19 protein-coding genes are annotated in these 23,400 nt (G+C 40.8%); 9 read left to right on the top strand and 10 right to left on the bottom strand.

Going from position 1 to position 23,400, the window contains the following annotated elements; translation table 11 throughout:
- Positions 1–54: 54 nt before the first annotated feature.
- The 3 genes from V7K35_RS12320 to V7K35_RS12310 form a co-directional block, all read right to left on the bottom strand.
- Positions 55–1,344, bottom strand: a complete 1,290-nt coding sequence (locus V7K35_RS12320) for a hybrid sensor histidine kinase/response regulator (protein ID WP_335079293.1) — start codon at positions 1,342–1,344, stop codon at positions 55–57.
- Positions 1,341–3,776, bottom strand: coding sequence for a hybrid sensor histidine kinase/response regulator (locus V7K35_RS12315; protein ID WP_335079291.1), 2,436 nt, complete (start codon positions 3,774–3,776; stop codon positions 1,341–1,343). Before V7K35_RS12315 ends, V7K35_RS12320 begins: the two co-directional genes overlap by 4 nt.
- 598 nt (positions 3,777–4,374) lie before the next feature.
- Positions 4,375–6,504 carry a tetratricopeptide repeat protein gene (locus V7K35_RS12310; protein WP_335079289.1) on the bottom strand — a complete coding sequence of 710 codons (2,130 nt, stop codon included), beginning with the start codon at positions 6,502–6,504 and terminating at the stop codon, positions 4,375–4,377.
- Between the two features lie 181 nt (positions 6,505–6,685).
- Between V7K35_RS12310 and V7K35_RS12305 the strand changes: the two genes are divergently transcribed.
- The 4 genes from V7K35_RS12305 to V7K35_RS12290 all read left to right on the top strand — a co-directional run bounded on the left by V7K35_RS12305 (position 6,686) and on the right by V7K35_RS12290 (position 12,186).
- A complete protein-coding gene (locus tag V7K35_RS12305; RefSeq protein WP_335079287.1) occupies positions 6,686–7,384 on the top strand; it encodes a rhomboid family intramembrane serine protease in 699 nt (232 codons plus the stop codon).
- A gap of 195 nt (positions 7,385–7,579) precedes the next feature.
- A complete protein-coding gene (locus V7K35_RS12300; RefSeq protein ID WP_335079285.1) occupies positions 7,580–10,255 on the top strand; it encodes a PAS domain-containing hybrid sensor histidine kinase/response regulator in 2,676 nt (891 codons plus the stop codon).
- Between the two features lie 71 nt (positions 10,256–10,326).
- The gene (locus V7K35_RS12295) at positions 10,327–10,578 is read left to right on the top strand and encodes a hypothetical protein (RefSeq protein ID WP_335079283.1); all 252 of its coding nucleotides are present in this window, start codon (positions 10,327–10,329) and stop codon (positions 10,576–10,578) included.
- A gap of 273 nt (positions 10,579–10,851) precedes the next feature.
- On the top strand, positions 10,852–12,186 hold the full coding sequence (locus tag V7K35_RS12290) for a GTPase family protein (RefSeq protein ID WP_335079281.1): 1,335 nt from the start codon (positions 10,852–10,854) through the stop codon (positions 12,184–12,186).
- A 94-nt stretch (positions 12,187–12,280) separates the two neighbouring features.
- Here the strand turns inward: V7K35_RS12290 and V7K35_RS12285 are convergent, their stop codons facing one another.
- Together V7K35_RS12285 and V7K35_RS12280 are read right to left on the bottom strand one after the other, a co-directional pair.
- Positions 12,281–13,357, bottom strand: a complete 1,077-nt coding sequence (locus V7K35_RS12285) for an AI-2E family transporter (RefSeq protein ID WP_335079279.1) — start codon at positions 13,355–13,357, stop codon at positions 12,281–12,283.
- A 463-nt stretch (positions 13,358–13,820) separates the two neighbouring features.
- Positions 13,821–15,053, bottom strand: coding sequence for a DUF4336 domain-containing protein (locus V7K35_RS12280; RefSeq protein ID WP_335079277.1), 1,233 nt, complete (start codon positions 15,051–15,053; stop codon positions 13,821–13,823).
- A gap of 176 nt (positions 15,054–15,229) precedes the next feature.
- On the opposite strand from V7K35_RS12280, the gene V7K35_RS12275 reads away from it, so the two are divergent.
- From V7K35_RS12275 to V7K35_RS12265, 3 genes are all read left to right on the top strand, one after another.
- On the top strand, positions 15,230–15,850 hold the full coding sequence (locus V7K35_RS12275) for a hypothetical protein (protein WP_335079275.1): 621 nt from the start codon (positions 15,230–15,232) through the stop codon (positions 15,848–15,850).
- 98 nt (positions 15,851–15,948) lie between these two features.
- Positions 15,949–16,914, top strand: a complete 966-nt coding sequence (locus V7K35_RS12270; protein ID WP_335079273.1) for an acetamidase/formamidase family protein — start codon at positions 15,949–15,951, stop codon at positions 16,912–16,914.
- A gap of 24 nt (positions 16,915–16,938) precedes the next feature.
- Positions 16,939–17,310 (top strand): sulfite exporter TauE/SafE family protein, encoded by a 372-nt coding sequence (locus V7K35_RS12265; RefSeq protein WP_334796077.1) that lies wholly within the window; start codon positions 16,939–16,941, stop codon positions 17,308–17,310.
- Positions 17,311–17,315: 5 nt separating this feature from the next.
- On the opposite strand, the gene V7K35_RS12260 is transcribed toward V7K35_RS12265, so the two are convergent.
- Positions 17,316–17,900 (bottom strand): NADPH-dependent FMN reductase, encoded by a 585-nt coding sequence (locus V7K35_RS12260; RefSeq protein WP_335079271.1) that lies wholly within the window; start codon positions 17,898–17,900, stop codon positions 17,316–17,318.
- A gap of 97 nt (positions 17,901–17,997) precedes the next feature.
- Here V7K35_RS12260 and V7K35_RS12255 point away from each other — a divergent pair, with 97 nt between their 5' ends.
- Positions 17,998–18,486, top strand: coding sequence for an NUDIX domain-containing protein (locus V7K35_RS12255; protein WP_335079269.1), 489 nt, complete (start codon positions 17,998–18,000; stop codon positions 18,484–18,486).
- On the opposite strand, the gene V7K35_RS12250 is transcribed toward V7K35_RS12255, so the two are convergent.
- Complete coding sequence (locus V7K35_RS12250; RefSeq protein WP_335079267.1) at positions 18,483–19,217, bottom strand: amino acid ABC transporter ATP-binding protein; 735 nt, start codon at positions 19,215–19,217, stop codon at positions 18,483–18,485. The two genes, V7K35_RS12255 and V7K35_RS12250, sit on opposite strands and share 4 nt — an antisense overlap.
- Entirely contained in the window at positions 19,210–20,700 is a 1,491-nt protein-coding gene (locus V7K35_RS12245; protein ID WP_335079265.1) for an ABC transporter permease subunit, read from the bottom strand. The genes V7K35_RS12250 and V7K35_RS12245 overlap by 8 nt, the downstream gene beginning before the upstream one ends.
- Positions 20,701–20,962: 262 nt before the next feature.
- Here V7K35_RS12245 and V7K35_RS12240 point away from each other — a divergent pair, with 262 nt between their 5' ends.
- Positions 20,963–21,259, top strand: coding sequence for a hypothetical protein (locus tag V7K35_RS12240; protein ID WP_335079263.1), 297 nt, complete (start codon positions 20,963–20,965; stop codon positions 21,257–21,259).
- An 84-nt stretch (positions 21,260–21,343) separates the two neighbouring features.
- On the opposite strand, the gene V7K35_RS12235 is transcribed toward V7K35_RS12240, so the two are convergent.
- A complete protein-coding gene (locus V7K35_RS12235; RefSeq protein WP_335079261.1) occupies positions 21,344–22,324 on the bottom strand; it encodes a 2-dehydropantoate 2-reductase in 981 nt (326 codons plus the stop codon).
- A gap of 50 nt (positions 22,325–22,374) precedes the next feature.
- Complete coding sequence (locus tag V7K35_RS12230; protein WP_335079259.1) at positions 22,375–23,244, bottom strand: inositol monophosphatase family protein; 870 nt, start codon at positions 23,242–23,244, stop codon at positions 22,375–22,377.
- Positions 23,245–23,400: the final 156 nt, after the last annotated feature.

Below are 23,400 nucleotides of genomic sequence, written 5' to 3'. Positions count from 1 at the left end.
GTTCTAGTACATAAAAAAGTGATGTTTTATTTTATTTAGTTTGTAAATTCTCATTTATTGGATGGGTAGTTCAATGATAAACTCTATACCTTCACCTGGTTTGGAATCGTATGTGAGCTTGCCGTGATGATTATTAACCACAATTTGATAAGCAATAGATAGACCAAGCCCTGTTCCTTTCCCGACAGGTTTTGTTGTGTAAAAAACGTCAAATATTTTTGTTTGATCTGCGTTATTTATTCCTGATCCATTGTCGGCAATTCTTAAAATAACTTGCTCTCCAATTGCCTCAGTTTTAATTTTAATAATTCCAGTATTTTGATAAGTTGTATTAATGTCTTTATTTTTTTCTTCAATTGCATCGATCGCATTACAAATTAAATTCATAAAAACCTGATTAATTTCGCCAGCAAAACACTCAACAAGTGGCAAATCTCCATATTCTTTGATTAGTTGAATAGCTGGTTGGTTAACATTTTGTTTAAACCGATGTCCGAGAATAAGTAATGTACTTTCTAACCCTTCATGCAAGTTAGCTAATTTTTTACCATCTTCTCTGTGTCGTGAGAAGTTGTTCAAATATGATACAATTTCTGTAACGCGATCTGTACCAACTTGCATGGATTGAATAATTTTAGATAAATCATTTAACAAAAAGTTTAGATCGCTTTTTTGAATTGCATTTTGAATTTCATCTGGTGGTTCTGGCAGATATTTTTGATAGAGATACAGTAAATTAACTATCTCATGTACATACTGTTCAACAAAATTTAAGTTGCCAGCTATAAAATTGATAGGATTATTAACTTCATGAGCAATTCCTGCTGTCAGTTGACCTAAAGCTGCTACCTTTTCTGCTTGAATCAGTTGAGTTTGAGTCTGTTGTAATTCGACATTTTTAGCAATTAAGGTTTTCGTTAAATTCCTCAGTCTTAGGTGATTTTCGATCCGCACCAAGACTTCTTCATGCTGAAAAGGTTTGGTAATGTAGTCTACGGCTCCCAATTGCAAACCTTTAACTTTATCAGCAGTTTCTGAGAGGGCTGTCATGAAAATGACCGGAATATCTTGGACACGAGGATTGCTTTTTAGCTGTTTACAGGTTTCAAAACCATCGATACCCGGCATCATTACATCCAGCAAGATTAAATCAGGTAAATCATCATTTTCTAATCGCTGAAGGGCTTTTTCACCGCTGCGTGCTGCCCAAACTTCAAAGTTAGACTGATCCAGAAAGCTGGATAAAACTTGTAAATTGGTAGGGTTATCATCAACAATTAAAACAACTCCTCTAGAAGGAGCGTAATTGATAAAATTATTTTGGTCTCCAATAGTCGTTTTCATACTGTTTCCACCGCATATTGACTCAAGAAACTGAGGATTAAATCTTCATCAAATTGCCTTGCTAGTTGTCGTAGTTCCTTAGCAAATGGCGCGAAGGTTGTGTCTGTTTCCTCAAGTTGATCAGTCCACTTGAGAATGGCATTGAAGTTACCTTTACTAGCTAAGGTGACTAGTTCCTGCAACACTTTGGGGGAAGGAGAGGTTAATTGAGCGGATTGGCTATTTGCTGTCGTTGCTTCTTTGGCTTTTTCTCCATCAGGCTGAGATTGCTTGTAAATCCATACCAAATTTAAATATTGTTTTAGTTGATGCAATAATTCATTTACCTGTATAGGTTTGCTGAGGAAGGCGTTACCTCCAGCTTGCAGGCTGCGATGTTGGTCGGCTTCAAAAACACTAGCGGAAGAGACGATAATCAAGACATCCTGAATTTCTGGAGTGTGACGCAGGTGTTTAATTAATTCAAACCCATCCATTTCTGGCATCAGCAAATCTGTGATGATTAAGTCTGGTTTGAGGGCGATCGCTTTTTCTAAACCATCTTTACCGTTGCTGGCTTCAACTACATTAAAACCCAGTGGTTGCAGTAAGTTTGTAATCACTGTGCGATTCTCCCAGCGATCATCAACCATCAGAATCGTGTAGGGGCTACCCTCAAAGCCAATGATTTGTTTCTCTGATGCAGCGATCGCAGATTGTACCCAGTCATTCGCTTTGGGAATCTCCAACTCAAACCAGAAGCTACTGCCTTGACCGATCTGACTCTTAACATGGATATCGCTACCCATCATCTGCACTAACTGCCGAGTAATAGCTAAACCCAGCCCTGTGCCTTCAGCTTGGCGCTTTTTCTCACCTACTTGTTCAAATGGCAAGAAAATTTTGCTCAATTCTGTAGGAGTTATACCAATTCCCGTATCTTCTACAGTATAGCGAAGGCGATGTTTCACTGTCTGCCCATCATTAGGAGGTTGATCGATTACTTCAATATTGAAAGTAACCTGACCTTCATCTGTAAATTTGATGGCATTTCCCAGCAAATTCAATAGCACCTGACGTAATCTTTTGACATCAACATGAACCCCTGTAGGCAAGTTGATCGCGGGTTCATAGACAAACAAAATGCCCTTTTCTTTTGTCCGAATGTGGCATATTTCGACAATTCCTTGGAGAAAAGATGGGAAATGCACATCATGGGGATACAGTTCTAGCTTCTTCGCTTCAATTTTGGAGAGATCCAAAATGTCATTAATTAAAGTCAGCAGATGAGAGCCGCATTGTTCAATAATATTGACGTGATATTGCTCTTGATTAGGTAAAGCTGGGGAACGCAGCAAAATTTGGGCACAACCAAGAATGCCATTTAAGGGCGTTCGCAGTTCATGACTCATGTTGGCTAAAAATTCGCTTTTAGCATGGTTGGCTGTATCAGATGCAGCTTTAGACTTTTTCAGTTGAGCTTGTTCAAATGCTTGCACCTGCCACAAGACAGTAATCATGGTGAGTGTCAGTCCACCGACAATTAAGGCAATCAAATCGAGGAATTGCAATCGAGATTCGATATTTTGGCGGGGAATCACCAAAGCCACAGACCAATTAGCGGCTTGCAACGGCAGATAAGCTACATACTTTTTAGTACCGTCAATTTCCATCAACTCAATTCCCTGTTGTTTGTTTACCATCCGCCGGGCGATCGCATTTAAATTGCGATCGCCCATTTTCAGCAGGCTGGGTGCAGGTTTTTCTAAGGTTGACATTAACGCCGAGTTAGGGTGGATGATTGCTTGTCCTTGGGAATTGAGGGCAAAAGCATAACTGTTCGTCTCATAGTGCAGGGAGTTGACAACCTCGGCAATGTGATCGACTCTCACATTGCCCTGGAAAGCGCCAATCGGTGAACTACTGCTAGCAGAATTTGACCAGATCGGGGTGGAGATCGCAATTAAAGGAATTCCTGTAGAACGGCTAATGAAGGGGTCAGAAATGTTTCTCTTTCCTGAAATTGCTTTTTGAAAGTAGTCTCGATCCTGAATATTTTTATTTGATCGACCAACTTGTGTATTGGAATATGAACCATCTGGATTAGCTATTTGGAAAAGGAAAAATTCATTGATCCGCTTAACTTCTGCCTTTAAATAGGTGTCTGCCACAGACCAATTTAAGGAGCGGACAGTTGAAGTATTAGCTAGGGTTTCTACCTCCACTTGGCGAACGTATAACCACTGATCAATTTTAGTAACCCCTCTCTGTACCTCTACAAAAGCGCTTTGTCTCAAATCTTTCAGCATCAAATTTCTAGCAGCTTGATAACTGAAATAAGCAGAAATACTGACTACAAGGGTAGTGCCGCCAAGAATAAATCGAATCAGTAAATTTCGCGAGGGCTGATTTCCTTTGTCGGATGATGATAGGCTGGAGTTTTGTTGTATCAAGGGTTAGCTCCTTAATCACATAGTTCGGTAAGAAAAAATTCTAGGTTATCTTTAGATTGCCCAAGAAATTACCGATGCTCACAGCTTTTGGTAAAATAGTCAAGAAATTTATAGTAATGCTGTGGATTATAATTTTTTATTTACAAATATTCTTGAAAATCTATAATTCTAATTCTTACTTCTAAGAAGTGTTGTTAATACATAAGTTTTGGATAATAAGCGATCGCACACCAACAAACCAATCAATGGGATATGTGCAATCAGGCAAGCCTTTGAGATAAAATCGCGATCGCCTAATATTTAAACAATCAGGCTAAATTAGAAACAAAATCAGCAGAAAAAGTAAATATCATAAGTGTCAAAGGTCTGTTTTTGTAATTTTATAGGACTTACGCACACTCTACGAATTCTCGGCGCTCTTGGCGTCTTGGCGGTTCGATAAATTAAGCTTTTTGGCAATTTTTGCGTAAGTCCTATTTTACAGTCTCGACAAGCTCGTACTTTACAACATTTGCACGCTGCCGCTTTTATATAGCACTTCTCGAAACAAGGGGTAAAATCCCCTTGTTAAAAATCGGCAAACTGACACCACAGTATACTAAGGTGTCGTCTGCGGTGGATTAGTAGGATTAGGAACTGGGATAATCGGCACAATTATAGGCTTTGGTTTCTCGCCTTGCAGTTGAATCTGGGCTTGATTGCGGGCGTCTATTGCTTGTTGGTAATTAGGCTTATATTTTATTGCTTGATCGTAAGATACGATCGCATCTTGATACCGTTTCAAATTTAATAGGGCATTACCTCTGTTATACCAGCTTTCGGAATGGTCTGGTTTATAACGAACTGCCTTATTATAAGATGCGATCGCATCTGCGTATTTCTGCAAACTGTATTGTGAATTTCCCAAATTATACCATAGTTGATAGTCGTTTCTCTTAAGTGTTGCTGCTTTATTATAAGATTTTATTGCTTCTTCATAGCGCTGGGTTTGATGCAGCGACCAGCCCAGATTATACCATGCTTGATAATTACTAGCATTGTATTTAATTACTTGATTGAAAGATTCAATCGCTTCTGGATAACGTTGTAAATTCATGAGGATATTACTTCTCGCCAACCAAGCTTGATAATAATTTGGCTGGTATTGCACTGCTTTATCATAAGCTGTGAACGCATCTCTGTAGCGTCGCAACTTGACTAGGGAGTTTCCCCAATTATACCAAGCTTGCTCGTAGTCTGGTTTGAAATCAACGACTTTTTCATAGGCTGCGATCGCTTGCTCATATTGTTGAGAATTCTGTAAGGCTAATCCTTTTTTATACCAAGCTTCGTAATTATCTGGTTTGAATTCAATCGCTTTTTCATAAGATTTAATTGCTTGATCATATTGGTTTAAATTACTTAAAGCTTCACCCTTAGCATTCCATATTTCTGAGTTTTTATCATTTAATTGTAAAGCTTTGTCAAAAGAGGCGATCGCTTCTTGATATCGCTGTAAACTTACCAATACAAAGCCTCGTCCGCTCCAAGCTTCAAAATAATCTGGCTGAATTTGAATTGCTTTATCATATGCAGCTAATGCTTTTTTATAATTTTTTAATTTATACAGTGTTTTGCCTTGACCATTCCATCCTTGAGCATAATCTGGTCTAATATTAATGGCTTTTTCATATACTTCTAATGCGTCTTGATAGCGTTGCAAATCCAAAAATGTATTTCCTTGCTTAGATAATTCTATGGCATTATTTGAATTAATGTAATTAAAAATAAATATTGATGCTACTCCACTAACCCCAATTAAAAATATTGCTAGTAAAATTTTAACTAATATTCCTTTTTTAGGTTGGGGTTTGGTTATATTCTTTGGTGGAGAAATAGGAGTTAACGCTATTGTCTGAACAGGTGGTTGGGTTAACTCTTTCAACGCTTGTAATGCTACCGTTGCCGAAGGATAGCGTTGCCGAAAGTCGTAGCACACCATTTTATCTAAGAATCGAGCGAATTCTGGCGTTACCGTGGCTTGATTGTGCCAGATGATTTCATTAGTATCAGCATCTTTTACTATTTCCTCTGGTGATAATCCAGTCAAAGCTTGAATAGCAATTATTCCCGCAGCATAGATATCACTGCTTAATTTTGGTGTACCATGAGCTTGTTCACTAGGAATATATCCAGGCGTACCTATAGCAACGGTACCTCTAGTTGAGCCTTCAGGAGTAATCACCTGGGTAGTAATTTGTTTAACTGCACCAAAATCAATTAAGATTAATTTGCCATCCTGGTGGCGTCTGAGGATATTTCCGGGATTAACATCACGGTGAATTACATTCTGTTGATGGACAAATTCTAGGATTGTCAAAATTTCTTGCAAAAGTGAAATTACTTGGTCTTGAGTTAAAGTTTTACCTAGTATTAATTCTTGACTCAAATCGTGGCCTTCGATTAATTCCTGTACGAGATAGAATTCGGCATTTTCCTCAAAATAAGCTAAAAGTTGGGGAATGCGATCGTGAGTTCCTAATTTATATAGAACTTGTGCTTCTGTATCAAATAAACGCCTAGCTGTCTCCAAAGTTACTGGATCAGTTGCCTGAAGCTTAAGTTTCTTGACAACACATTGAGGTGATCCGGGTAATTGAGTATCATAAGCCACAAATGTTTCACCAAAACCCCCTCCTCCCAAGTTACTAATAATTTGGTATCTTCCAACAAGTGTGTTTCCTAGCATCTCGTTTGCCTAGTTAAGTGCGATGCGATCTGATTTCAATCTTGCCACAGGTTAAGCAGAAGTGAGGGAGTGGGGACGAGGGAGTAGGGAGAAGATAGGGAACCGCTTGGATCATGACTTGTTTGGTGTTTCTTAATTACAAATTACGTTAGCGAGTCTTTAAACATTATTACGAATTAGTATGATTCCTATTAGTGATAATATTCGTTGTCGGAGTAAACCGACTATTAATTACTGGCTGATTGGCATTAATGTTGCCATATTTTTATGGGAACTTAAACTAGAATTTAGTGATGAATTGGGGTATTTTGTAAATAGTTGGGGTGTGATTCCAGCCCAAATTAGTAACGCAATTACAAATGCAGTCTTCTTCAACAATGCTGCTTGGATAATTGTAATTTGGCAAACATTATCACTACTTTTGGGAATATTTATACATGGCAGTTTTAGTCAAATATTGGGAAATCTGTTATTTTTGTGGGTTTTTGGGAAAACTGTAGAAAATATTCTGGGACATGGACGCTATCTAGGATTTTATCTGGCTGCTGGCGTGATCACAGGGATAGTCCAAATTCTGGCTGAACCGAGTTTGACAGTACCATTGATTGGGGCAAATGGCGCGATCGCAGCTGTTTTAGGAGCATATGTTATGAAATTTCCTAAAGCTAAAATTGACACAATTTTGCCGCTAATAATCTTGTATATCCCCATCGAACTCCCAGCCTTTTTCTATATATTTTGGTGGTTTGGGCAACAATTATTTTATGGTATAGGCAGTTTAAATATTCCCCCTGCTGGTGTAAATCAATCGGGTGTTGTTTTCTGGGGGCAGGTTGGGGGATTATTGATTGGTGCAGCTTTCATGCGATTGAAAAGATGAGTGATTACTAAATCACTGCTGGATTCCAAGCGTCTTGTTGCTAGACATCGCTCTAAATATTAGAGAATGTCTTTTGCTAAAATTTCTATGTACCTTTTGATGGATTGTATTTTTAAGCGAAAAAATCCATACTGCTAAAGCTAGAGGATGCCTACTCTTCAAATCGGTATTGTTGAGTTATGAGCGGTGTAGAAGATGCCAAATGTTGATGAAACTAACTTTCAAGTCACTGATGAATTAACAGTTCTGCGGCAGCGTGTGGCTGAGTTAGAGCAATCAGAAATATCTTATCAACAAAGGCAAGCAGCGCTTGAGGAACAACTAACAAAACTAGAAACAGAACTGGCAACAGCAATACAGAATCCCCAAATTAAAGTTGTTGAGTATGGCATTCAATCGCATCTTCAACAGGGAATATCTACAGCCTTTAATCTACCAACAGATGTGGCGGTGAGTTTACAGCAACTCCAACAAGAAATTGCACAGCGACAGCAGGTAGAAGTCTCCCTGATGGAGAGTGAAGAACGGCTTAGGCTAGCTCTAGATGCTTCCCAGATGGGCTTGTGGGATTGGAATATTGTTACCAATCAAGTTATCTGGTCTGAAAATCATGAAGTGCTTTTTGGTCTGCTTCCAGGGAGTTTTGAGGGCACTTATGAGGCGTTTCTGAAATGCGTTTATCGTGAAGACAGGCAATCTGTAATGCAAGTTATTGCCCAGGCTTTAAGACAAAAGACTGACTATAACAATGAATTTCGTATAGTTCGATTAGATCAAAGTGTACATTGGATTTCTGCCAAGGGAAAATTTATTTATGACGATCAGGGACAAGCGGTGCGAATGATCGGAGTTTGTATGGAAATTACTGTATGCAAGCAGGCAGAAGAAAGTACTCGTGAACTAACAACCCAAGTCCAAGAACAGGCAAATATTTTAAATGCTATCCTCACTGCATCAGTCGATCACATTTATATCTTTAATCGCAGAGGTTGCTATCAGTATGTCAGCCGTGATGGAGCTACTATATTAGGCTTAAAGCCCCAGGATATCATCGGAAAAACTTTGCCAGAACTGGATTTACCTACAGACCTTGTAGAGCAGGTAGATAATCAACGACAAGCTGTGATGAGAACTGGGCAGCCGATTAAGGATGAGTGTGAATATCTTACCGCTAATGGAGTACATTATTATGAATATATCCTCACAGCATTACGGAATTCTAATCAAACTATTGAAGGCGTAATTAGTGTTTATCGCGATATTACCGAACACAAACGGGCAGAAAAATCATTACGTGAAAGTGAAGCGCGATTTCGGCGTTTATTTGAATCTAATCTGATCGGGGTCGCTTTCTGGAATGTGGATGGCTTTATTATTGATGCCAATGATGCCTTTCTTCAACTAGCTGGCTACACTCGTGATCAGTTCGCCACCTTAGATAGAATTAATTGGAGAGAACTTACTCCTGTCGAGTATAAGGATTTAGACGATCGCGCCCTTTTAGAGGTGCAAACTACTGGAGTTTCCAGAATTTATGAGAAAGAGTACCTCCACCCCAACGGGAAACGAGTCCCAATTGTTTTGAGGATAGCCTTGCTGAATGACTCCCAGGATAATTATGTTGCTTTTGTACTCGATATTACCGATGTCTCCGACGAGCTTCGCTTACGCAAATTAGCAGAGAGAGAATGCGATCGCCTCCTCGAACGCGAAAAAACAGCACGCCAACAAGCAGAAATCGCCAACAAAATCAAAAATGAATTTCTGGGGGTTCTCTCCCATGAACTGCGAACCCCACTCAACTCCCTTCTGGGGTGGTCAAAAATGCTGCGGAGTCGCAAGTTTGATGAAAAAACCACTAACCACGCCTTGGAAACCATTGAACGCAACGCCAAGTTACAAACCCAGCTAATTGAAGATTTGTTGGATGTGTCTCGCATCCTCCAAGGAAAATTAAACTTAAATATCTGTCCGGTAAGCTTGGTAATGGTGGTTGAAGCAGCACTAAAGACAGTACAACTAGCGGCACAAGCTAGATCAATTCAAATTCAGACCATATTTGATCCCACTTTAAGACAAGTGATGGGCGACCCAAATCGGCTTCAGCAAGTTGTGTGGAACTTGCTCTCCAATGCAGTAAAATTTACACCAACAGGAGGACGGGTAGAAATTCGACTCATGGAAGCTGCTAACCAAGCTCAAATTCAGGTTAGCGATACAGGTAAGGGAATTTCGCCAGACTTTTTATCTTATGTGTTCGATTATTTTCGCCAAGCTGATGGCACAACTACTCGAACATTTGGTGGATTAGGTTTAGGATTAGTGATCGTGCGTAAGGTTGTAGAAATGCATGGGGGAAAAGTTCAAGCCGAAAGTCCTGGAGAAGGATCGGGTGCCACTTTCACTGTTGAGTTACCCCTTTTAGTCAGAAGTGAAGATGTCAGGTGTGAAGAGAATGAGTCTTTAGATTCTGAGCCGGAATCCTCGCTACTCTCAAACACTCAAGTTTTGGTGGTGGACGATGAACCCGATATCCGTGACTTAATTACCTTTATTTTGCAAGACTACGGTATGCAAGTAACCGCCGTATCCTCAGCACAGGAAGCATTACAAGCGCTGTCTGAGTCGATACCAGATGTTTTAATTAGCGATATTGGAATGCCAAAGACAGACGGTTATATGCTAATGCGGGAAGTGAGAGCGCGATCGCCCAAACTTGGAGGACGCGTACCAGCGATCGCTCTGACGGCTTATGCAGGCGAAATGAATCAGCAGCAAGCACTAGCAGCAGGATTTCAAATGCATATTTCTAAACCAGTAGATCCAGATGTATTGGTAAAGGCGATCGCTGATTTAATTGAGCCAAGGTGATACAAGTAAGTGTTTGAGAGTCTTTCCATAACTTTAGTGTTGTATTAACATTGTCAGGCGATACAATCGTATTGTTAGTCGATGCAATCGCATTGTCAGTCGATACAATCGCATTGTTAGTCGATACAATCGCATTGTCAGTCGATGCAATCGTATTGTCAGGCGATACAATCGCATTGTCAGGCGATACAATCACATTGTCAGTCGATACAATCGCATTGTCAGTCGATACAATAATTTGCTGGTGCTACCGTTCTTCTACGGCGACGGTTCGTCTAGAACATCGATTCAGTAATCAAAAACCAACCCCCCAACCTTTGTAAGGTTGGAAAAGCCAAACTCCCCTCTCCAAAACGGAGCTACGGTATATACACAAGTCTGAAATAGCTGATGATTAACCAAGATTTTACCCCACCCTAACCTTCCCCGATGCATTGGGGAAGGAACTGGATTTCCTGTTTCCCACCTTTCCAAGGGGGAATTAAGGGGGGTAATCGCTATAAAATGAATAAAAGAATCTTATCTATCAACAATTTCAATCTTAAACACCATAAAGTGTCCTAAATTAAAGACAGCTATCTACCGTTTGCATAGAAATGACTGAGCAACGTGATGCTGACTCACCGTCAACTGATTCTCAGCAATTGAGTAAACCGACCGATGGAGCAACAACCAAGTCGGTCGATAATTCCTGGACAAACCGCATTGCTGGTGTCTGGAACAACGCAACAACACGCTTAACGCAACTCTTACCCGTAGAACAACTGGCACAAACGGTTGTTGAATGGTTTAGTGTGAACGAAACTCAGGTTGCAGAGATTTTAGAGAAAGTCCGAGCTGAACTGCCAACCACAGAAGCCCTCGTGATTGGTAAACCCCAAGCCGGAAAAAGTTCAATTGTCCGGGGATTGACAGGAGTATCTGCCGATATTGTCGGTCAGGGATTTCGTCCTCATACGCAACACACCCAGCGCTATGCTTATCCTTCCAATGACCTGCCGTTGCTGATTTTTACTGATACGGTGGGACTGGGTGATGTTAAACAAGATACTCAGGCAATTATTCAGGAGTTAGTTGGCGATTTAAAAAAGGAAACTCGTTCTGCTAGAATCCTCCTTCTTACCGTCAAAATCAATGATTTTGCAACTGACACGCTACGACAAATTGCTCAACAGTTGCGCCAGAAATATCCAAATATTCCCTGTTTGCTGGTGGTTACTTGCTTGCATGAGGTTTATCCTCTCAATACCGTCGATCATCCTGCCTATCCACCAGATTATCAAGAAGTCAACCGCGCATTTGCCGCAATGCAACAAGCCTTTGCCGGAATAAGCGATCGCTCTGTACTCATTGACTTTACTTTAGAAGAAGATGGCTATAATCCGGTATTTTATGGCTTAGAAGCCCTGAGAGATTCCTTGGCAGAATTACTCCCAGAAGCAGAAGCCCAGGCGATTTATCAACTATTGGATCAAGAAGAAACTGGTAAGCAACTTGGCAACCTTTACCGAGACGCTGCCCGCCGTTATATTTTGCCATTTTCGATTATGTCTGCTACCGTCGCGGCTGTACCTCTACCATTTGCCACAATGCCCGTACTCACTGCCTTGCAAGGATCAATGGTGGGTCTGTTGGGTAAATTATATGGGCAGACAGTTACGCCATCTCAGGCGGGAGGCGTTGTGAGTGCGATCGCAGGTGGTTTTTTAGCACAGGCAATTGCTCGAGAGTTAATTAAATTTATACCAGGTTTTGGTAGTGCGATCGCAGCCTCTTGGGCAGCCGCCTATACCTGGGCACTAGGGGAAGCAGCCTGCGTTTACTTTGGTGATTTAATGGGAGGTAAGAAACCTGATCCCCAAAAAATTCAGTTGGTAATGCAAGAAGCGTTCCAGGCGGCGCAAGAAAGGTTTAAGGGAATCAAACCTTAAGACTCAATAATCCTTATCAGCTGGCTTTTCGGAAATCATGCACGTTTACCTTGATCAACTATGGCTTCTAATAGTTAGCTAAAGAATTGCTCATTTAGTCGTTCAATTTCACATCTGTCCTACTTTCAATTGCTACTTGCTCTAAAGTCGGTTCTTCAAGCGTAAACTCATCAATCAGCGTAATTATCACCGCTGCCGCAGGCACTGCAAGCAGTATACCAATAAATCCAAATAACTTACCCATTACCAGAAATGTCACAATTACCATTACTGGGTGAATATTAACTTGCTGACCCATCACCACAGGCTGAACAACATGGGCATCTACTTGATTCATTACAAAGAAAAGTATCAGCACAAATACTAGCTTTAGCGGTGAAATACTCAATGCTATTAATGCTGGTAAAAAAGCACCAATAATCGAACCAAAGTAAGGAATTATTTCAAATAAACCTGCAATAATCCCAAATGGTAGGGCTGAGGGAATCCCCAAAATCAAAAGTCCAAAGGTTGCTCCAGCACCCAGAAATATCATTGCTATCCCTGTCCCAAAAATCCAGCCCCGCAATCTTGTCTCGCAAGCCTTAAGGATTCGTTTAAACCGCGGATGATGTCGCCTTGGTACTAATCTTAAAATCCCTTTCACTAAGGAATTAGGATCGTAAGCCATGTAAAGCGCTAGAATTAACGTCGCTACCAACTCCACAGTTAAACTCAAAGCTTCACCTAAGAAAACTGGTACTCCAGCCAGTAACTGGTCGGTCAAGTTCCGTAATTGTATTAGTGCTTGGGAAATGTCTGGAATAAAACTGAATCTCTGACGTAGTTGCTCAACATCTCCTGTCAATCTATTGAGATAAGTTGGTAACGTTTTTATTAATTTTTGAGACTCAAACGTTACACTAGGTAGGACTACAGTAGCTAATACTACAATAAATCCGACGATTAATCCAATTAATAACAGAACAGCAAGATCCTGTGATTTGACTAACTTTTGCAAAAACCTTAATAGCGTTCGCAAAATTAAAGCAATCAATGCTGCAATAGTTAAAAGTTCTAATACTGGTAAAAGTTGGTATAGGATGTAGAGTACCAAAGCTACCATTACTGCCAATGGTGCACCACGAGTTAACTGCGACCATCCACTGTCTGTATCTCTAGGATTCGCCATTACTGTCACTTATTCTTCTGTTGATCATTATTTAAGTTGTGGTTCGATAAATTAAGTTTTTTACCGATTTTTGCGTAATTCCTGTTACTGAAGTACACAAATTAAATGTAAAAGCCAGCCAGAAAATCCGTTTGACTTCTGAATACTAGATTTTAACTGTCATGAGTTATTGATTTACACATCCTGCACCTTGAAAACATTATAAATTGCAACCCCAATAGCTAAAAGTAATACTGCATGAATTAAATTTCCAGCAATAGGAAATACCAATCTTGATGCTCAAAAAGCAATCTATGCAACAACAATACCCTAAAGTGTACTTAACATACTATATTTCCTCTTGAGCAAGTGATTTTTATTGATTCAGATATTTTATCATCTAACTTGAGTCTTATTCGATTTGTCATAGATCGAGAAATTTCAATCATCATTAATCACTTTCTTAAAGTTACAAAAAATTCTCTTACACTTTATCCTTTGCTGCTGGCACAATCCCAAACTTATTTAAACCTGCATCAATGTTCTTAAGTGTTTTAAAATCCTCCTCTGGTAAGGGATAGCTGCTACTGCTGAACAAAACCCTACTGACAGCAGGCTGCTTTTCCAAAAAAGAGAAAGCTTGGCGAAACTGATGCGGCTGGGCTTTAATCGGTGAATCAAAGTGGCAGGGAATAATCCACTCAAAGTCCCAACTAGCAACTTTATCAGCCCAGTCAATGGTTTCTTTGGGTGCGCGGTTGAGAATCAGCGTCTGTAAAATTGGTGCGACAAATAAACGCCCATCACCTCGCAGCGCATCAAACGATCGCTCCCAATCTGACTGCCATTTAAAGGGATACAATCCAAAATAAGCTTTCTTTGAGCGTTCTGGTACTTTCAAGGCATCTTGCAACACCTGACTCCATTGGCGGATATCTAGTGCGTTTGGTTGAAAATACAAAGCAAATAATGAGATCCGCTGCCAACCCTTACGGCGATTTACTTGAATATCTGCAACAATATCACTAGCATCATCCTTGGCATGGAATAGTAAGGGATATGGATCTAATAGAACGATCGCAGGTGGATCTTCTGGGATAGAAAGCACAGAATCTGTTACTAAAAGAGTATGCGATCGCTTGTGGAAAAAAGCAACTTCCGCAAACCGACCAGGCCCAAGCTCAATGGGGCCTAGCATCGCATAATCAAACTCGTTAGCAAAGGGTGTTTTACTACTATCTTCTGGTAGTAGTTGAGTGCGTTTTGGGGGTAAGCCAAGCCAGCTAAGGGGGAGATTTAGCGGAAAACTCCACTGATGGGGAGCCACAAACACCTGTGCAGTCCCAAAGTATTTAGCGAAGGGGCCGACGAAGACTTTGTGTTCTATAGCAGAGATAGTTGGCAAAATAATGTATTTAACGTTACCGTGTTCCGCCACCAACTCATTCACAAGCCGGATGCACTCTATAGTTGGTGCAACAGGCGCATAGACCAGAAGACCCCCGGCTTCTAGCTTAACCACAGTCATGCGAATCGGCACGACAACGTAGAAAATGCCCTGAATCTGGTCAAAATTCCAGATTGTGTCCTTAACCACTTCTTTGCGGATTGTCTGCCGCCTGCCATAAGGGTAGAGTGGCACAACAGGCCATAATCTCCATGAAAAATCTCTTGGATGAATCTGTTGTGTATTGACTATGCGTTGATCATCAGCCACTCTGCAACCCCCTCCAAATTCCCGATGCTCAAATTGTTTTTATTTGCTATCCCCAAAGTTGGAGTTTAGCAAATTATTGAGATAATGATACCAATTCGTAATGGGTTACGCCCCACTACGCTAACGTAATTTGTAATTCGTAATATCTTTGATGCGGTTTATTCACGATAAAGATTATGAGCAAATATAAAATTTTAAAACCTGAGCAAAGTTACACTTTTAATCAATACTTTTTGTTACCTAACCCAACAATAGATATAGTAGCTGAGTTTGAGTACAGCTACGAGCGCACAGAGCTAAAATTACCAAGATACTTTGCTGAGGTTAGCTATTTAGAATTTTTACACAATTATATACAGCGCAATATAAAGCTTTTTAACCCAACGGCTGAGATATCAATTAGAGAATTTATGATTGCTCCTATTCTTGCTGAAATCTGCGATCAGACAAAAGCTCAACTATATAGCGAGTATCCACTTAATGTAAATGAAAAGCTCAAAGGTACTTTGGATTATTACTTACATAAATCTAACTCCCTATTGGTGATTGAAGCAAAACAATCAGATATCAGAAGAGGGTTTACACAGCTAGCAGTAGAATTAATCGCTTTGGATCAGTCTCTAGATGATAAATCATTAATTTTATTTGGCGCAGTTACTAATGGAGATGACTGGAAATTTGGTACACTCAATAGACAACAGAAGCTAATTACAGAAGATATTAAACTTTATCGTGTTCCTGAAGGTTTAGAAGATTTGGTACGAGTATTAGTAGGCATCCTTTCATCTGAGGTTTGACGGAATGACGGAAGTTGAAAAACAGCTTCAAGACTTATTGTTTAGGAAGATACTCTGACGCAGAGAGTTTTTTGTAGGAATAATTAGTTGGATATAATATGACTCATTACATTTTAAAAGCCTCAAAAGAAACTGTGCATTTAGGTGGTTTCTCCCATCTGCTAGAACCAGCACTTATTATTGATTCTGGCGATACAGTTGACGTAGAAACTTATACTGGTTACTACATTTACGACAAAGCACCACCTGAGTTTGTTACACCAGAATTTCTCGATATCTGCCAAAATCTTCTACCAGAACGCAAAATTGCTGGGGGGCCGCATTTACTCACAGGGCCGATTTATGTGCGCGATGCCGAACCAGGGGATGTTTTAGAAGTACAATTAGATGCGATCGCACCTCGATTACCTGTTGGCTTTAATGCCATTCGTACAGGTTGGGGAGCTTTACCAGATCAGTTTCCTCAACCTGCTTTGAGATTCATCCCTCTAGATTTAACAAACAATATCGCAGAATTTCCGGCGGGTGCTGGCATAAAAATTCCTCTCAAACCGTTTTTTGGAATTCTTGGTGTCGCTACCCCAGAAACCTCTCGAACTTCTGTCCCACCAGGTTCTTACGGTGGTAATATTGACAATCGGGAACTGCAAGCTGGTTCTCGTTTATTTTTGCCAATTTTTGTCCCAGGTGCATTATTTTCTATTGGTGATGGGCATTCTGCACAAGGAGACGGCGAAGTAAATGTTACCGCCATTGAAACTTCGATGAACGGTAGAATTACCCTCAAACTTCGCAAGGATTTGCAACTGACAACACCAATTGCCGAAACTCCAACTCATATCATTACAATGGGCTTTGCTCAAACCTTAGATGAAGCCTTAGAACTGGCTTTAAAAAACATGATTGATTTTCTGGAACGCTTCATAAATTTGTCGCCAGAAGATGCTTATGTATTGTGTAGTTTAGCTGTGAATTTTCACATAACTCAAGTTGTGAACAGTCCCCAAAAAGGTGTGCATGGAATGCTACCAAAATCACTTTTTTCCAAAAATATTAATTTATAATTTGCAATCTAGCGACAATTTTTTATGTCTAATATCTTCATTCAACTGTTGTTAATCGGTTTAGTTTCTGGCGTTGCTGGCGGGATGTTTGGTATTGGTGGCGGCGCAATTATGATTCCGGCAATGGTGTTAGTAATTGGTTTGGATCAGAAATTAGCTACAGGAACTTCTGTGGCTGCTCAAATTTTGCCAATCGGCATCTTAGCAGCCTTAGTTTACCACCACAACGGTAATCTTAATATCAAATATGCCCTAATTATTGCAGTTGGTTTAATCGTGGGTAACTTCTTCGGGGCATTGTTTGCAAATCAGCCGTTTATTAGCACCGAGTTAATGAAAAAGCTGTATGGCATCTTTGTGTTAATCATAGGTATTCGTTATTTACTATCAAGTTAAAGAGTTTAATTAAGCTTCAGCAATATCTTTGTTAAGCCATCGCCTAGCTTTTCAATATATTGCTGCTGTTTAGGATCTTTTAACGTGTCATCAGCATTAAAGGCTTCATAAGCTTTGGGTACGGCTACCTGATCAGGAAGTACCAAAACTTTCATGTTTCCCAAGATAGAGCGCAGGTGAACCAACCCCCGCAAACCACCAAGAGCGCCTGGGGAAGCGCTCATAATGCTAGCAACTTTACCTGCAAAAGCAGTCAAAGCCAAAGGCGCTTCATTTGGATATGGACGGGATGCCCAGTCAATGGCGTTCTTCAAAACTGCTGTGAGGGAACTGTTATATTCCGGCGAAGCAATCAGCAATCCTTGATGAGAAATCATCAACTCCTTAAAAGTGCGGGCGTTGGCAGGTAGTCCTTCTTGAGCTTCCAAATTTTCATCAAACAGAGGTAGTGGCAAATCGCGGAGGTCTATATAAGTCACTTCTGCGCCTGCTGCCTTCGCGCCAGCCGCCGCGATTTTTACCAATTTTTTGTTGTAAGAATCAATCCGGGTGCTGCCAGCAAAGGCGAGGATTCTGGGTGTAGATGCCATAGTTCTAAGTTAAATGTTAATTCAGCTGCATTATCCTGTTTTCTGGCGATCGCTATTTGCTACCTTTAGATTTTCTTTATAAACTTTCTCTAAGATTATGGCGAATTGGTCAGACTCTTATCTCGGCAAGTTACGACAAGTTGTAGGCGATCGCCTACTTCTATTATTTAGCGTATACGTGATTATCGAGGATAACTTGGGGCGCGTTCTGTTGCAAAAACGAAGTGATTTTAAACTTTGGGGGCTACCTGGTGGCTATCCAGAAGTGGGTGAATCTGCCGAAGAATGTTCAGCACGAGAGGTTTTTGAAGAAACTGGTTTAACGGTTAAGCGTTTTGCAGCTGTGGGGTTTTCTTCCAACCCAGCCTTTGAAACTGTAACTTATCCTAACGGCGATCGCGTCCAAACCTTCAATTTGATTTTGCCAGCTGTTGAATGGCAAGGCAGCCTCGCTTGTTTAGATGGAGAATCGGTGGCGCTAGAATTTTTTGATTTGGCAGACTTACCTACGTTAATGCCAAACGATCGCCCTGTTTTGGAAAAGTTTCAAGAATACAAAAAAAGCGGCAAATTTTTGATGTTCTAAAGCATTTTTTCCAAAAACTGTTTAGCGCGATCGCACTGAGGATTTTGGAAAAATTCGCCAGGAGTAGCATCTTCTGCTAAACTTCCCTGGTCGAGGAACATAATTCGATTGGCAACTTCTCTTGCAAAGCCCATTTCATGGGTAACGATCGCCATTGTCATTCCAGATAGGGCTAAAGCTTTCATCACTTCCAGCACATCCTTAACCATTTCTGGATCTAAGGCAGAGGTGGGTTCATCAAACAAAATCATCTCTGGTTCCATTGCCAATGCACGGGCGATCGCTACTCGCTGTTTCTGTCCCCCGGATAGTTTGGACGGATAGACAGATGCTTTTGGCTCTAAACCTACCTTAGCAAGCAATTCTAAGCCATGTTCTTCTGCTTTTTGCTTGTTTATTCCTTTTACCTTGATGGGTGCGTAGGTGACATTTTGCAGCACATTCATGTGAGGAAACAAATTAAAATGTTGAAATACCATCACCAAATGCTGGCGTACTTTAGCGATGTTTGCTTTGGGCTTGGTAATTTCTTGCTCGTGAAAGTAGATTCTTCCTCTAGTGGGTTGTTCTAGCAAGTTTATGCATCGTAAAAAGGTAGACTTACCTGAACCAGAAGGGCCTAGTATAGCAACCACTTCCCCCTGATAAAACTCAGTGGAAATATCTTTGAGTACCTCAAGTTTACCAAAGGATTTAGATAAGAATTCCGTGCGAATTACTACATTACTCACTTTCTCGTAACCTCCTTTCTAAAGCGGATGCACCCAAAGTCATACCCATTACCAAAACATAGTAGATTAATCCGGCAAATAGCAGTGGTTCAAAATAAATATACTTATTTGCACCAACTATTTGAGCGCTGCGTAATATTTCCACTACCCCAATTGTTGAAACAAGTGCGGAATCTTTGAGCAATCCAATAGTTTCATTTACCAATGCGGGGAGAATATTCTTCAATGCTTGCGGTAAAATCACATCCCACATCATCAACCAATAGGGAACACCCATAGACATCGCCGCTTCACTTTGCCCTTTATCTACCGCCTGAATCCCACCCCTGATGGTTTCCGACATATAAGCACCAGAATTCAGGGTAAAAGTTAGCACCCCTGCCTGCAATGCTGAAATGTCATAGCCTGTAAGCTGGGGTGTTGCGTAATAAACCAACGCCAACTGTAATAACAAAGGTGTGCCTCGGAAAACAGAGGTGTAGGCGTTAGCAACCCAGGTAAGCGGCTTGATGCCAAGAATTTTTAATAGAGACAGGATTGTTCCCCAGATTAACCCCAAGGATACAGATAATAGCGTAAACAACAAAGTTAAAGGGATTCCCCGCAGAATAAAGGGAATATCTGGAAGAATTCTGGTGAAGTCGAGATTTAATCCGCCTTTGGCAGGAGTTGAGGATGCAGGATTGGCGGTGGCGTTCTGTGAAAACCACTTGGCTACAAGTTTATTCAATGTGCCATCGTCCTTCATTTTTTGAAGGACTTTATTAAACGGTTCGACAAAAGAAGAACCTTTGGGAAAAGCGATCGCTGATCCACTTGCCTCCTCTGAGGGAATAATATTAAATTCTAAATCTGGGTTAGCTTGAGCGAATCCCTTAGCGACTGTATCCTCAACAATTGCTGCATCAATTCGCCCAGATTTGATTTCTTGAACTACTTCCGGCACTTTGTTGAGTTGCTTTAGCTGAATCCCCGCAACTTTTTTAGCAATTTTCTGGGCATTTTGTTCTTGTATGGTTCCTAGTTGTACCCCAACCTTTTTTCCTGATAAGTCTTGGGGCTGCTTTAGGTTGCTACCTTTAGGAGCGACAATCGTATCTTTAGCTTCATAATAAATAATTGAAAAATCAACATTTTTCTGACGTTCTGGAGTTGGAGTCATCCCAGCCATTACAAAATCAGCGCGATTTGCTTGGAGTGCAGGAATTAATCCATTAAAATCGGATTCCATTATTTGAAGTTTAAACCCTAGTTTTTCAGCAAGGGTTTTGGCAATATCTATATCAAAGCCAACGATTTGGCGATCGCCTCCTTTCGTATCATAAAACTCATAAGGGGGATAATCTGGGGAAGTAATTATCGTCAGCGTGTCTTTACCTAAAGATGAGGCAGCTTTTAGAGAATTACTATGTCCTGTGATGATGCTGATTCCTATTACTGCTACAACCAGTATCGTTAATAGCCATACTTTCTTTTTCTTCATAGACTTGATAATTATATAATTCAATACAGTTCGGTTAAGTATTTCTTCCTTCTCTTTGCGTCCTTATCTACCAGATTTTACGGTGTACATAGAAGTATAACTAGCATAGGTTTCAATTCTAGTAGTTTCGTAGGGTGCGTTATGGACACGCCGAAATAACAAATGCGTTGGCGTAGCCCGCACTTCGACACCTTTCGCCAACTCTTGGAGACGCTACGCGTAGCAAGATCCCCGTAGGAGTACGCTCAAGGCAATAAGCTCAGTGACCACCGCAGGCATCGCCGAAATAACAAATGAGTACGCCGAAATAACAAATGAGTACGCCGAAATAACAAATGGGTTCGCCGAAATAACAAATGAGTTCGCCGAAATAACAAATGAGTACGCCGAAATAACAAATGAGTACGCCGAAATAACAAATGGGTTCGCCGAAATAACAAATGGGTTCGCCGAAATAACAAATGGGTTCGCCGAAATAACAAATGAGTACGCCGAAATAACAAATGGGTTCGCCGAAATAACAAATGGGTTCGCCGAAATAACAAATGCGTTGGCGTAGCCCACACTTCTCTGCGAGACGCTGCGCGAACGACTACGCTCAGTACAAGTCGTCCTTCTCTACGAAAGGCTTTACCAACGGCTGTCAAATTCTGGCTTTGGTCGCCTCCAGCAGCTTGACGCTGGCATAAATAGCATCAATATAAGGTGTGGGAATTTGAGTGAGTTTTCCCAATTCTGCCACCGCGCCAACAATAGCATCTATTTCCGTAGGGCGTCCGGCTTCAATATCTTGTAGCATTGAGGTTTTATGAGCGCCAACATTTTCTGCGCCATTAATTCGTTGTTCCAAAGTGATGCCAAACTTTATACCCAAATTTTCCGCGATCGCTTGAGTTTCGGTCATCATTTGCCGCGCTAGTTCACGGGTGAGGGGATAACGGCAAATATCCTCTAGAGTAGCACCAGTAAGGGCACTGATGGGATTAAACGCGACATTACCCCACAATTTGATCCAAATCTCCGTGCGAATCTGATTGCGGATTGGTGCTTTGAATCCTGCCTGTTTTAAAGTCTGTGCCAATAATTGGATGCGTTCTGTTTTAGCACCGTCGATTTCACCCAAAGTAAAGCGATCGCCTTCAATATGTTTGATCACGCTTGGTTCAATTATCTCAGTTGCCGGGTAAACAACACAACCGATGGCGCGGTCAGCACCGATATTAGCTTCAATAATCCCATCTGGATCAACAGATTGAATGCGTGTACCTTCATACTCACCGCCATACTTGCGAAAGTACCACCAAGGAACGCCATTTTGGGCTGTTACCACAATTGTATGAGGATTGTAGAGTGTAGGGAGAGAGGGTGCGATCGCAGGTACACTGTGAGCCTTGACAGTTAAAATTACTACATCTTGTGTCCCTGCTGACTGGATATCGCTAGTTGCCAATGTCGGAGTAGCAATTTGGCTGGAACCATCTGCCATAACCAACTTCAGCCCATTTGTTTGAATTGCCTCCAAATGAGAACCACGCGCAATTAGCGTTACTGCTTCACCTGCCAGTGCCAGTTTTGCCCCTAAATATCCACCAATCGCACCCGCGCCAACAATACAGATTTTCATTTTGTCAAAAGAATATGAGTCGTGGAAGACGGTATCCAGTTGCTTTTACATTAAATAGCTACGCTTTGCATCGCTTTCAGTAAATCTTGATGAACAGATTTTGAGACAGCTATTATCAATCCAGGCAGGCTATAGTTTTTACAAGTGTGCAGTGGCGGTAAAGGCGAACCGTCCAGAGTAGTTACAATCCAGCCAGCCTCTTTGGCAATAAAAGCGAGTGCAGCACTATCAATAAATTTGCCCGACTTGATGACTGCTCCACTCAAGTCACCACTGAGAATACCATTAAGATTGGGAATTTGAATATCACTAGAGTAATCAGTTGCTATATCGATTATTTGATATTGATCTTTTAGTAAAGGTGCGACAGAATTCATTCCCCATCCCAACAAAATAGAAGGTTTGGCAGATGTTATGTGTAATGGGGCACAGGCTTCTAAGCTCATCTCTAGCGTCCCTTTAAAAGCACCTTCGCCTCGAAAAGCATAAAAATAAACATTTTCGGCAGGGGAAATGGCGAGTACTGCTTCAAAGTCATCCGAATTTAGAATACTGAGAATAATTTGATAATTAGAATGTCCATCCATATAAAACTTCGTGCCATCAATCGGGTCGAGTGTGACTAAATAATCACCTTCAGAACCGAGTTCGATAGCGCGAAAATACTTGGTGTTGTTAGAACTTTCATACTCTTCACCATAAAAGCGAATCTCTGGAAAAGTGGCCAGTAATACTACTTCTATTAGATTTTGAATAGCCACATCTGCATCAGTAAGGGCAGCAGCAAAAAAGTTTTTGCCTTGTTCTTTAGCCGGAAGTGCAGCAATTTTTGGTTGAAGAAATTTGGCATAAGTTGCTGCTACTTTGAGATGGGGAAGTAAAGTCTCCAAAATTAGTCGGGTAGTTGGTGTTGTAGACATTGCAGTAAACTCCTTTCATAAATAATCTACCGTTGGCAGGGCGATATAATTCTATATCTAGACAAAATTACCCCAAAAATCTCGAAAGGCTCTGCAAATAAACCCTACAACTCCCATTAAAAAAGGACTTAGAAGCCCTGTAATGCTTGTATTCTT

The sequence above is a fragment of the Nostoc sp. genome, assembly GCF_036917275.1.
Classification (GTDB): Bacteria; Cyanobacteriota; Cyanobacteriia; order Cyanobacteriales; family Nostocaceae; genus Nostoc.
The sequence above is the reverse complement of the archived record's forward strand: the minus strand, read 5'-3'. Positions and strand labels throughout refer to the sequence as shown.

Coding starts and splice junctions, on each gene's coding strand:
- V7K35_RS12320 (WP_335079293.1), bottom strand. CDS start 1,344: ATGAAAACGACTATTGGAGACCAAAATAATTTTATCAATTACGCTCCT.
- V7K35_RS12310 (WP_335079289.1), bottom strand. CDS start 6,504: ATGCTAGGAAACACACTTGTTGGAAGATACCAAATTATTAGTAACTTG.
- V7K35_RS12305 (WP_335079287.1), top strand. CDS start 6,686: ATGATTCCTATTAGTGATAATATTCGTTGTCGGAGTAAACCGACTATT.
- V7K35_RS12300 (WP_335079285.1), top strand. CDS start 7,580: ATGCCAAATGTTGATGAAACTAACTTTCAAGTCACTGATGAATTAACA.
- V7K35_RS12290 (WP_335079281.1), top strand. CDS start 10,852: ATGACTGAGCAACGTGATGCTGACTCACCGTCAACTGATTCTCAGCAA.
- V7K35_RS12285 (WP_335079279.1), bottom strand. CDS start 13,357: ATGGCGAATCCTAGAGATACAGACAGTGGATGGTCGCAGTTAACTCGT.
- V7K35_RS12275 (WP_335079275.1), top strand. CDS start 15,230: ATGAGCAAATATAAAATTTTAAAACCTGAGCAAAGTTACACTTTTAAT.
- V7K35_RS12270 (WP_335079273.1), top strand. CDS start 15,949: ATGACTCATTACATTTTAAAAGCCTCAAAAGAAACTGTGCATTTAGGT.
- V7K35_RS12265 (WP_334796077.1), top strand. CDS start 16,939: ATGTCTAATATCTTCATTCAACTGTTGTTAATCGGTTTAGTTTCTGGC.
- V7K35_RS12260 (WP_335079271.1), bottom strand. CDS start 17,900: ATGGCATCTACACCCAGAATCCTCGCCTTTGCTGGCAGCACCCGGATT.
- V7K35_RS12255 (WP_335079269.1), top strand. CDS start 17,998: ATGGCGAATTGGTCAGACTCTTATCTCGGCAAGTTACGACAAGTTGTA.
- V7K35_RS12245 (WP_335079265.1), bottom strand. CDS start 20,700: ATGAAGAAAAAGAAAGTATGGCTATTAACGATACTGGTTGTAGCAGTA.
- V7K35_RS12235 (WP_335079261.1), bottom strand. CDS start 22,324: ATGAAAATCTGTATTGTTGGCGCGGGTGCGATTGGTGGATATTTAGGG.
- V7K35_RS12230 (WP_335079259.1), bottom strand. CDS start 23,244: ATGTCTACAACACCAACTACCCGACTAATTTTGGAGACTTTACTTCCC.